This window comes from Vibrio sp. 10N.222.49.C12 (assembly GCF_041475025.1).
Taxonomy (GTDB): Bacteria; Pseudomonadota; Gammaproteobacteria; order Enterobacterales; family Vibrionaceae; genus Vibrio; species Vibrio crassostreae_C.
In genome coordinates, this window is record NZ_JBFRVF010000063.1 from 19789 (window position 1) to 30415 (window position 10627).

A 10627-nucleotide genomic window follows, 5' to 3' on the forward strand; every position below is an offset into this window, starting at 1 on the left:
CCATCTTCAAACAGGGTAGAATGTTGCTAGTCTTATCGCATGGAGCGCTAAATGAAACCCATGAAAAATCTTGCCCAGTATTACGTGGATCTACTCGTAAAACTGGGGATTGTCCGCTTTTCTATCTTACTCGCCCTAGCGCTTGTTGCCCTCGCTGTTGTTGTGCAAGTCGGTATCACCCTTGCACTCAAAGGCAATGTTGATGACATCGACATTGTCCGTTCAGTTTTCTTCGGTTTAGTGATCACGCCTTGGGCGGTTTATTTTCTGTCAGTGGTCGTGGACCAGTTGGAAGAATCACGTCAAAGGTTAGCGAAATTGGTCTCTAAACTTGGCGACATGCGTGAGCGAGACCAAGAACTCAACAATAAAATGCAGCTCAATATCGAGAAGCTTAATCAAGAAATTGAAGAGCGTGAAAAAGCGGAAGAAGCGCGCGCAGAAGCAATGCAAGATCTCGAAAACGAGGTGTTCCAGCGCGAGCGTACTCAGCTTGAACTCGCAGAACGTACTGCACTGTTACGCTCGTTTATCGATGCCTCGCCTGACCTTATTTACTACCGTAATGAAGATGGTGTGTTCTCTGGTTGTAACCGTGCGGTTGAAGAGCTCACTGGTAAAACAGAAAAAGAGCTAGTTGGTTTAACTCCTTGGGATGTTTACAGTAAAGAGGTCGCTCAGCAAGTTGTTGAAACCGATAAGAAAGTATTTGCTGACAACCAAGCACTGACTTATGACCAATGGCTTGAATACCCAGATGGCCGCAAGAGTTACTTCGAACTGCGTAAAGTGCCTTTCTACAGCAAAGATGGTCGTCACTTGGGCTTGGTTGGTTTTGGCCGCGATATTACTGAACGTAAAGAGCATCAAGAGTCGTTAGAAAAAGCCAGCCGCGATAAGACCACCTTTATCTCAACTATTAGCCACGAGTTAAGAACGCCGCTCAACGGCATCATTGGCTTGAGCCGCATGCTGCTTGATAGCCAACTGACCACCGAACAGCGCAAGCAGATGCAAACCATCAAGGTGAGCGCGGTGACACTGGGTAATATCTTCAACGATATTATTGATATGGATAAGTTCGACCGCCGTAAGCTTGAACTCTTCCCTACGCCTATTAACTTTGAAGATTTCGTTGTCGAGATCGAAAGTATCTCTGCGTTGATGGCTGAGCAGAAAGGGTTAAGGTTCGATCTAGAAAGATTGTCTGATCTTCCAGCTGCTGTTGAGGTGGATGGTACTCGTCTTAGACAGGTACTGTGGAACCTTGTTAGTAACGCGATGAAGTTCACCAAAGATGGTGGAGTGGTGATGACAGTCAGCGCCGACATTGATGGTGACTTTGCCAACATTACGATGGAAGTGGAAGATACTGGTATTGGTATCCCTGAAAGTGAAATCGAGAAGATCTTCGCGATGTACTATCAGGTGAAATCGGGCACGGACAACTTGCACGCTGTCGGCACGGGTATTGGTCTCGCTGTCTCTCAACAGCTAATTAATATGATGGATGGCCACATTGAAGTCATCAGTGAAGAGGGCTTTGGCAGTACCTTTACGGTTTCGATTCGAGTTCCAGTGAATCACGATACTCAGGCTCTGATCAAAACGCCAAGAAAACAGTCGAATCTTAAGATCTTTATGGTCGAAGACATTGAACTCAATATCACAGTGGCTCGCTCTCTACTTGAAAGCCTTGGCCATGAAGTGACAGTCGTGATGACGGGTAAAGAGGCGCAAATTGCTTTCAATCCTGAAGACTATGATTTGGTGTTGTTGGATATCCAACTGCCAGATATGACGGGTTTCGATATTGCTCAATACTACCGCGAGAAATACAGCCAGCTACCGCCTTTGGTGGCGTTAACTGCGAACGTATTAAACAACAAGCAAGAGTACTTCCAGAAAGGCATGGACGAAGCGATCAGTAAACCTTTGTCGGTTCGAGCTATCCAAGATGTCATCAGTGAACTTATCGAAGATGCACCAGAGGTAATTGAGAAGGTAGCGGGCACCGATAAGGTTGAGAGCATTGATAAAGTCGACGCGAGTAAGCCTTTTCTTTCAGAAATTGATACCACTTTGCTTGATATTGATATGCTAGAGTCTTATGTTGATATTGTTGGATCGAAACCGGTTTTGGATAGCATCGCGATGTTCGAAGATATGATGCCGGAGTATCTGGAAATATTGAACTCCAACATGGTCGCGAAAGATAAAGCCAGTATCGTTTCTGAGGCACATAAGATTAAAGGTGCTGCAGGTTCTATTGGCCTGAAACGCATCCAACAAGTTGCCCAGAAAGCTCAATCTCCAGATTTGCCTGCGTGGTGGGAGAACATTTCAGATTGGGTTGATGAGATAAATAACGAATACCAGAATGACATTGAAGTTTTAAAGAGTTGGTTAAATCAAAGGTAGAAGAATAATGAAAAAATTAGCATTCGCCGCATGTGTAGTGGCATTAGCGGGTTGTTCTACGCCACAAGTAGAATGGCAGCAAGATAATCAAGTCGAAGTATCTGCAGCAACAGTTACCATGAAAAGCAACCTTTGGCACAACAAGATGCCAACGATTGGCGAGACTCAAGATAAGACCCTGCATGGTTCTATCTACCTAGAGTCAGACTCACAACTGCCAGCAACGCTTGCGGTTGAGAGTGTTACGGTTAAACAGGGTGCAGACACCTTGTTGGTAACGGCTGACGATCTTGATTTAAGAACACACAGTGAAACTCAATGGGAAGTCGCGTTTGTATGGCAGTTAGAAATCGACAGTGATAAGCCTGTTGATGTGGCGGTGGAACTTAAAGATGGCGAAACCGTGAAGTGGCTAGTAGAGAAAGACGTTAAGGTGGATACGGTTTACTAAAACCTTATCCAATTAAGAACAATAAAAAAGGGAGAATGCGTTGGCATTCTCCCTTTTTAATAACTATTGATGACGCTTCTAATGTTCAAAGTACTTACTGGTGAGTAGTGCTAAATGGTCAGAAGCGCGAATCGAATTAGTCTTCTAGGTCACCACAAAAGCGGTAGCCTTCACCGTGAATCGTTGCAATGATTTCTGGCGTACCAGAAACAGATTCAAAGTGCTTACGAATACGACGGATTGTTACGTCTACAGTACGATCGTGTGGCTTAAGCTCACGGCCTGTCATCTTCTTAAGAAGGTCTGCACGTGTTTGGATCTTACCTGGGTTCTCACAGAAGTGAAGTAGAGCACGGAACTCTGAACGAGGTAGCTTGTAGCCTTCGCCATCTGGGCTAACCAGAGAACGACTGTTGATATCTAGTACCCAACCGTTGAACTCATACTTCTCAACGCTACGCTTCTCTTCTTGAACAGAGCTTGTGCTCATTGAACGGTTCAGAAGGTTGCGTGCACGGATAGTCAGTTCACGAGGGTTGAAAGGCTTAGTGATGTAGTCATCAGCGCCGATCTCTAGGCCAAGGATCTTATCAACTTCATTATCACGACCAGTTAAGAACATAAGCGCTACGTTTGCTTGCTCACGTAGTTCACGCGCAAGTAGTAGGCCATTCTTACCTGGAAGGTTGATGTCCATAATTACAAGGTTAACTTGGTTGTCAGATAGCACTTGGTGCATCTCTTCACCGTCGCTAGCCTCAAAAACAGCATATCCCTCTGCTTCAAAAATACTCTTTAGAGTGTTACGAGTTACTTGCTCATCTTCAACGATAAGAATCTGCGGGGTTTGCATTTGGCGGTACCTAAATTTGTGACGAAACTGTGCTAATAGAATAAATTCTAGGCAAAAACATAACATACAGGTAATGTATTTTTGATGATAACTTAAAGTTTTCAAAAAAACACTTACTTCCAGCTATCTGCCTTCCTTGAAGTATTGCCCAATAACGTAGATCCAGTACGCCTTTCAATCATTCTTTTAGTGATTGGAGTGGATTCTATAATGTTAACAGCATGCTAACAACGCGAGAATGTTAATTCCATTCACTTTGTTGATTTACATCAATTGCCGTATCGCAACAAACTTTAATAGTATGGCTACAACTTAACCAATGTTATGGTGACTATTTAGCACCAAAACAAGAATGATTATTCGAGATGCTTCGCACATCTTGCCTGCTAAAGACCGGATTATGAACCAAGGAAGCTGAAAGCTGTCTTAAGAGTCTAGTAGATAAATATGCTCAATCAACTTTTATTGAGTAATAAATTGAGCATAGAACAATGAAAACAAAGGATTAATTTTAATAACATATAAAAGCATAGAGGCTAGCCTGACATAACCGGTAACGCCTTACTCACGGAGGATATATGCACGATATAACACCCGACTTGTGTGATGAGTTTGAAAGCGAAGTCACCCTACTGAACATGCCATTGCAGAACTTCGGCCAACGTGGTGCGTTCTTTGGAAAAATTGTAACAGTTCGTTGTTATCACGATAATTCCAAGGTTCGCGAGGTTTTAGAGACCGACGGCTGTGGCAAAGTGCTTGTCGTTGACGGAAATGGCTCATGCCAGAAGGCGCTGCTTGGCGATCAACTCGCTATTCTCGCGATAGAAAACGGTTGGGAAGGCGTGATTGTAAACGGTGCGGTGCGTGATGTAGGCATGATGTCGCAAATGGACCTTGGCGTTCAGGCGTTAGGTGCATCGCCATTCAAAACAGAGAAACGCGGTGTCGGCCAAGTGAATGTGACACTCTCTATACATAATCAACTGATTCAGCCTGGTGACTATATTTATGCCGATTGGAATGGCGTGTTAATTTCATCTGAGCTGTTAATTGAATCGTAACTGACTCAAATTGAATGCCGTTGATAGATTAGAACGGGGAATGGTTTGTGATGTACTAAACGGGGAATGGTTTGTGATGTACTAAAAGTTTGGATCTCAATCCGCACTAATCTGTTAATAAAGAACAAGCTAAAGAGACTAAAAGCGAAACCCTAGTCCCACTTCAACACCTTGCTGCCACTCTTCATAATCAAGGGTGGCATGCAAATCTAGGTTATCTGTTAGTTGCACTCGGCTGGAAACCTCTGCGGCTACCGATTTCTCATTGTCTTCGGTCTCGTCTTTATAGGTGTGTAGAGAACTGTTAAAAGAGACTCTTTCTGAGAACTGATAACTGACACCACTCAAGAATCCACTTTCCTGTTTCAGTGCCGCACTATTGATACGTGTACCGACGTAAAGATCTACATCTGAAAACAAGCTATAAGAGTAGCCACTGTCTATCTTCCAAGTATCGAAGCTTTCACTCGACGCGTTTTGTGTGGAGATAAAGAATTTATGAGAAGAACTATCGATCTGGCTGGGTAGTAGAGGCAAGCTATTCGCTGAACAAACAACAGGCATAGCAAAAGCCAAAAGAATAAGTAATCTCTTCATTTCCCACTCCTGATGTCATTATTATTGTTCTTCGAACGTTATCGTTCAATTAAAGCACAGAACTTGTACGTTCGCTGCACAATCGATATAGCATTTTGTTATGACTATATATGCGATTGATCACTCTTGCCTGTTCAATGAGTAAATCCAGTATCTTAAGTGAAGGTTTATACAGGGTGTTTTATCCCTTAAATGACGGTTTGCTCTGAAAAACGGTGCGAATGTAAAAAAAACGCAACTTTTCATTGACGTCCAGTGGTAAAAATTGATACACGTAGAGTAAAGCACAAGCAGAGAATTTGATATGCAGCACGTAAGCCACCTAGTAATGACCACAACCATTATTATTACCGACATTAACATTGTTGGGGCAGGCTGCTAAGTAACGGATTTTAAAAAAAAGGCCTGTATCCAACAAGATACAGGCCTTTTTTTGTACCATTTTTATGACTTATGGAGAAAGGGATGCGCGTTTTAAAGTTTGGAGGTTCATCATTAGCTGATGCAGATCGTTTTTTACGAGCGGCTGATATCATCGCTAATAATGCCCAGCAAGAAGAGCTAGCCGTTGTACTATCGGCTCCAGGAAAAACAACCAATAAGTTGGTCGCTGTTATTGAAGCTGCACTGAAAAATGGTGAAGCTGACGCACAGATTACAGAGATCGAATCTTCATTTAACACACTGTTTGCAGAGATCAAAGCGGTCGTGCCTTCTATCGATGGTGCCGCGTTTCAAGAGCAGGTGGATACCTCTCTTGCTCAGCTAAAGCAGTTCGTGAATGGCATCAACCTACTTGGTATGTGCCCGAACCACGTTAATGCTCGCATCATCAGTAAAGGTGAGCGAATCTCTATCCAGTTAATGAAAGCGGTACTGGAAGCGAAAGGCCAACCAGCAAGCCTGATTGACCCTGTCCAATACCTATACGCTAAAGGCGATCACCTTGAAGCTATGGTCGATGTGGATGTCTCTACTCAGAACTTCCAACAATCTCCACTTCCTAAAGGTCACGTTAACATCATGCCTGGCTTTACTGCGGGTAATGAAAAAGGTGAGCTAGTCACACTAGGTCGTAATGGCTCTGATTACTCAGCGGCGGTTCTAGCGGCATGTCTACGCGCTGATTGTTGTGAGATCTGGACAGATGTCGATGGTGTTTACAACTGTGACCCGCGTTTAGTGGATGATGCTCGTCTTCTTAAATCGCTAAGCTATCAAGAAGCGATGGAGCTTTCTTACTTCGGCGCTTCGGTTCTACATCCGAAGACTATCGCTCCTATCGCGCAATTCCATATTCCTTGCCTAATCAAAAACAGCTTCAACCCACAGGGTGCAGGTACTTTGATCGGCCAAGACACTGGCGAAGATAACCTAGCAATCAAAGGCATCACTACGCTAAGTGACCTAACGATGGTTAACGTATCAGGCCCAGGTATGAAGGGCATGGTTGGTATGGCGAGTCGTGTATTCGGCGCGATGTCTTCTGCCGGCGTTTCTATCGTCCTTATTACTCAATCTTCTTCTGAGTACAGCATCAGCTTCTGTATTGAATCGGCTGATAAGGTGAAAGCGAAACAAGTGTTGTCAGACGCGTTTGAACTTGAACTTAAAGATGGCCTGTTAGAGCCGGTTGAGTTTATGGATGACGTTGCGATTGTAACGCTGGTGGGTGACGGTATGCGCACTTCACGTGGCGTAGCATCTCAGTTCTTCTCTTCTTTAGCTGAAGTGAACGTCAACATTGTTGCTATTGCTCAAGGTTCTTCAGAGCGCGCTATTTCAGCGGTTATCCCTGAAGACAAAATCTCTGAAGCAATCAAAGCGTGTCACGAGAACCTATTTAACTCTAAGCACTTCCTAGATGTATTCGTTGTGGGTGTCGGCGGTGTTGGTGGCGAGCTTGTTGACCAGATCCAACGTCAGCAAGGCAAACTGGCTGAAAAAGGCATCGTGATTCGCGTATGTGGTTTAGCAAACAGTAAAGGTTTGTTGCTAGACAGCGATGGTCTACCGTTAGAGCAGTGGCGTGACCGTATGTCGAGTGCGACTGAAGAGTTCAGCCTAGCGCGTTTAGCGGCTTTGGTTCAACGTAACCACATCATCAACCCAGTATTGGTTGATTGTACGTCTAGCGAAGGTATTGCGGCGCAGTACGCTGATTTCCTAGCGGCTGGTTTCCACGTAGTAACACCAAACAAGAAAGCAAACACAGCAAGCATGGCTTACTACCATCAGCTTCGTGAAGTTGCACGCAACTCACGTCGTAAGCTGATGTACGAGACAACAGTAGGTGCAGGTCTACCGGTCATCGAAAACCTACAGAACCTTATCTCTGCAGGTGATGAACTTGAGAAGTTCAACGGCATTCTTTCAGGTTCACTGTCTTACATCTTCGGCAAGCTTGATGAAGGTATGACACTGAGCCAGGCAACCAATATTGCAAAAGATAACGGCTTCACTGAACCGGATCCTCGAGATGATCTATCTGGTATGGATGTGGCGCGTAAGTTGCTTATTCTTGCTCGTGAAGCAGGCATGGCGCTTGAACTTGAAGATGTTGAAGTAGACCAAGCTCTGCCACCGGGTTTTGATGATTCAGGTACGGTTGAAGAGTTCATGGCTCGCCTACCAGAAGCGGATGCTTACTTCAAAGAGCAGTCAGCTATCGCAGCAGAAGAAGGTAAAGTACTTCGTTATGTGGGTGAAATCGCTGAAGGTAAGTGTAAGGTTCGTATCGCTGCTGTTGATGGCGACGACCCAATGTTCAAGATTAAAGATGGCGAGAACGCATTAGCATTCTACAGCCGTTACTACCAACCAATCCCTCTAGTACTGCGTGGCTACGGCGCGGGTACTGAAGTAACAGCTGCTGGCGTATTCTCTGATGTGATGCGTACTCTTGGTTGGAAATTAGGAGTTTAAGAATGAGTTCAAGTGATATGGATGTTGTCGTTTATGCTCCTGCATCAATCGGTAATGTCAGTGTAGGGTTTGATGTGCTGGGGGCCGCTGTGTCTCCAGTGGATGGCACGCTGCTAGGTGACCGAGTTATGGTTAAAGCCGGTGATGAACCATTCTCACTTAAAACTGCAGGCAGCTTTGTTTCTAAGCTGCCAACTGAAGCAAAAGAAAACATCGTTTACGACTGCTGGGTGGTGTTCTCGAGAGAGCTTGATAAAAAAGGCGTTACGCTAAAGCCTTTAGAAATGACACTAGAAAAGAACATGCCTATCGGTTCAGGTTTGGGTTCTAGTGCATGTTCAATCGTCGCGGCACTGGATGCGCTAAACCGTTTTCACGGTCAGCCCTTGAATGAAACTGAACTGCTTGCTCTGATGGGTGAAATGGAAGGCAAGATTTCAGGTGGTATCCACTACGATAACGTTGCGCCATGTTACCTTGGTGGTGTGCAGCTCATGCTTGAAGAGCTAGGCATCATCAGCCAAGAAGTACCGTGTTTTGACGACTGGTACTGGGTAATGGCTTATCCGGGTATTAAGGTTTCAACGGCTGAAGCGAGAGAGATCCTACCATCTCAATATCGTCGTCAGGATATTATTGCTCATGGTCGTCACTTAGCGGGCTTTATCCACGCGTGTCATTCAGGTCAACCTGAACTGGCGGCGAAGATGATCAAAGACGTGATCGCTGAACCATATCGTGAGAAACTGCTTCCAGGGTTTGCTGATGCTCGTAAATACGCGCTGTCAGCTGGGGCACTGGCTACTGGTATTTCTGGTAGTGGTCCAACTCTATTTAGCATTTGCAAAGAACAAGATGTCGCCGAGCGTGTTGCACGCTGGTTAGAACGAAATTACGTACAAAATGAAGAAGGATTCGTTCACGTTTGTCGCCTAGATAAGCAGGGTTCGATCGTTACAGGAAGTGAGTTATGAAACTGTACAACATCAAAGAAAATGATGAACAAGTCTCTTTTGGCCAAGCCGTTCGTCAAGGCTTAGGCCGTAATCAAGGTCTATTTTTCCCATCTGAACTGCCAAAGTTTGATGATATCGATGCGCTGCTAGCAGAGGACTTTGTCCCTCGTAGCTCAAAGATTCTGTCAGCATTGATTGGTGATGAATTACCAAAAGAACAGATCGACCAAATGGTGGATGCAGCGTTCCAATTCCCTGCACCAATCAACCAAGTAAAAGACGGCGTTTACGCGCTTGAGCTTTTCCACGGTCCAACACTGGCGTTTAAAGATTTCGGTGGCCGCTTTATGGCTCAATCTTTAGCAGCTGTTTCTGATGGTGGTCAAATCACTATCTTAACGGCAACATCAGGTGATACTGGTGCGGCGGTTGCGCATGCTTTCTACGGCATGGAAGACATCAATGTTGTGATTCTTTACCCGAAAGGCAAGATCAGCCCACTGCAAGAGAAGCTGTTCTGTACGCTTGGCAAGAACATCCACACTGTGGCGATTGATGGTGACTTTGATGCGTGTCAGGCTCTAGTTAAAGACTCATTTGATGACGCTGAACTGCGTAAAGAGATCGGTCTTAACTCGGCAAACTCGATCAACATCAGCCGTTTAATGGCTCAGATCTGTTACTACTTTGAGGCGGCTTCTCAGCTGACTAAAGAGCAACGTGAAAACCTCGTTATCTCTGTACCAAGTGGTAACTTTGGTAACCTAACGGCTGGTCTATTGGCTAAAGCGCTAGGTCTACCTGTTAAGCGTTTTATCGCAGCAACTAACGAAAATGACACTGTTCCTCGTTACCTAGAAACAGGTCAGTGGGATCCAAAACCGACTGTTGCGACAACATCGAACGCGATGGACGTAAGCCAACCAAACAACTGGCCTCGTATCGAAGAGCTTTGCCAACTGAAAGGTTGGGGCTTAGATACACTAGGCAAAGGTAAAGTATCTGACGAGCAGAGCGCTGAGTCAGTTCGCGACCTAAAAGCACAAGGTTACCTATGTGAACCACATGGTGCGATTGCTTACCGTCTACTGGAAGAGCAACTGCAAGAGAACGAAACTGGCTTGTTCCTGTGTACAGCACACCCAGCGAAATTCAAAGAAGTGGTTGATGACATCCTAGGTTCTGATATCGAACTGCCTGGCCCGCTAGCAAAACACGCGGCGATGGAATTGTTGTCTGAAGATCTTGATAACGATTTTGAAGCGCTAAAAGCTGTGCTTCGTCGAGTTCAACCGTAACGTCCATTTGTTTTTCGAACAAATAAAAACGGCGCTCAATGAGTAATGCCGATCAGTTAAAG

General features: G+C 44.9%; 8 protein-coding genes, 1 pseudogene and 1 other annotated feature. Of the genes and pseudogenes, 6 read left to right on the top strand and 3 right to left on the bottom strand.

The features are described 5' to 3' along the window. Positions 1-51: 51 nt before the first annotated feature. Positions 52-2421 (top strand): aerobic respiration two-component sensor histidine kinase ArcB, encoded by a 2370-nt coding sequence (arcB, locus tag AB4583_RS17535; protein WP_372118551.1) that lies wholly within the window; start codon positions 52-54, stop codon positions 2419-2421. Positions 2422-2428: 7 nt separating this feature from the next. Further along, positions 2429-2872, top strand: a complete 444-nt coding sequence (locus AB4583_RS17540; RefSeq protein WP_017070077.1) for a hypothetical protein — start codon at positions 2429-2431, stop codon at positions 2870-2872. A 136-nt stretch (positions 2873-3008) separates the two neighbouring features. On the opposite strand, the gene arcA is transcribed toward AB4583_RS17540, so the two are convergent. Together arcA and AB4583_RS17550 are read right to left on the bottom strand one after the other, a co-directional pair. Next, on the bottom strand, positions 3009-3725 hold the full coding sequence (gene arcA / locus AB4583_RS17545) for a two-component system response regulator ArcA (RefSeq protein ID WP_004741534.1): 717 nt from the start codon (positions 3723-3725) through the stop codon (positions 3009-3011). A gap of 429 nt (positions 3726-4154) precedes the next feature. Next, positions 4155-4256 (bottom strand): annotated as a pseudogene (locus AB4583_RS17550) (ribonuclease activity regulator protein RraA); the annotation flags it as partial. 47 nt (positions 4257-4303) lie between these two features. Here AB4583_RS17550 and AB4583_RS17555 point away from each other — a divergent pair. After that, complete coding sequence (locus AB4583_RS17555; RefSeq protein WP_017059310.1) at positions 4304-4789, top strand: putative 4-hydroxy-4-methyl-2-oxoglutarate aldolase; 486 nt, start codon at positions 4304-4306, stop codon at positions 4787-4789. A 138-nt stretch (positions 4790-4927) separates the two neighbouring features. Here AB4583_RS17555 and AB4583_RS17560 read toward each other — a convergent pair whose 3' ends face one another. Continuing rightward, positions 4928-5386 (bottom strand): hypothetical protein, encoded by a 459-nt coding sequence (locus AB4583_RS17560; protein WP_017070076.1) that lies wholly within the window; start codon positions 5384-5386, stop codon positions 4928-4930. A gap of 317 nt (positions 5387-5703) precedes the next feature. Beyond that, positions 5704-5822, top strand: a sequence feature (Thr leader region). Positions 5823-5851: 29 nt separating this feature from the next. On the opposite strand from AB4583_RS17560, the gene thrA reads away from it, so the two are divergent. The 3 genes from thrA to thrC are packed head-to-tail and all read left to right on the top strand — an operon-like array spanning position 5852 to position 10565. Continuing rightward, positions 5852-8311, top strand: a complete 2460-nt coding sequence (gene thrA, locus AB4583_RS17565) for a bifunctional aspartate kinase/homoserine dehydrogenase I (RefSeq protein ID WP_017059312.1) — start codon at positions 5852-5854, stop codon at positions 8309-8311. A 17-nt stretch (positions 8312-8328) separates the two neighbouring features. Then, on the top strand, positions 8329-9285 hold the full coding sequence (thrB, locus tag AB4583_RS17570) for a homoserine kinase (RefSeq protein WP_372118554.1): 957 nt from the start codon (positions 8329-8331) through the stop codon (positions 9283-9285). After that, entirely contained in the window at positions 9282-10565 is a 1284-nt protein-coding gene (thrC, locus tag AB4583_RS17575) for a threonine synthase (RefSeq protein ID WP_017059314.1), read from the top strand. The genes thrB and thrC overlap by 4 nt, the downstream gene beginning before the upstream one ends. The last annotated feature ends 62 nt before the right edge of the window (positions 10566-10627 follow it).

Coding starts and splice junctions, on each gene's coding strand:
- arcB (WP_372118551.1), top strand. CDS start 52: ATGAAACCCATGAAAAATCTTGCCCAGTATTACGTGGATCTACTCGTA.
- AB4583_RS17555 (WP_017059310.1), top strand. CDS start 4,304: ATGCACGATATAACACCCGACTTGTGTGATGAGTTTGAAAGCGAAGTC.
- AB4583_RS17540 (WP_017070077.1), top strand. CDS start 2,429: ATGAAAAAATTAGCATTCGCCGCATGTGTAGTGGCATTAGCGGGTTGT.
- thrB (WP_372118554.1), top strand. CDS start 8,329: ATGGATGTTGTCGTTTATGCTCCTGCATCAATCGGTAATGTCAGTGTA.
- AB4583_RS17560 (WP_017070076.1), bottom strand. CDS start 5,386: ATGAAGAGATTACTTATTCTTTTGGCTTTTGCTATGCCTGTTGTTTGT.
- arcA (WP_004741534.1), bottom strand. CDS start 3,725: ATGCAAACCCCGCAGATTCTTATCGTTGAAGATGAGCAAGTAACTCGT.
- thrA (WP_017059312.1), top strand. CDS start 5,852: ATGCGCGTTTTAAAGTTTGGAGGTTCATCATTAGCTGATGCAGATCGT.
- thrC (WP_017059314.1), top strand. CDS start 9,282: ATGAAACTGTACAACATCAAAGAAAATGATGAACAAGTCTCTTTTGGC.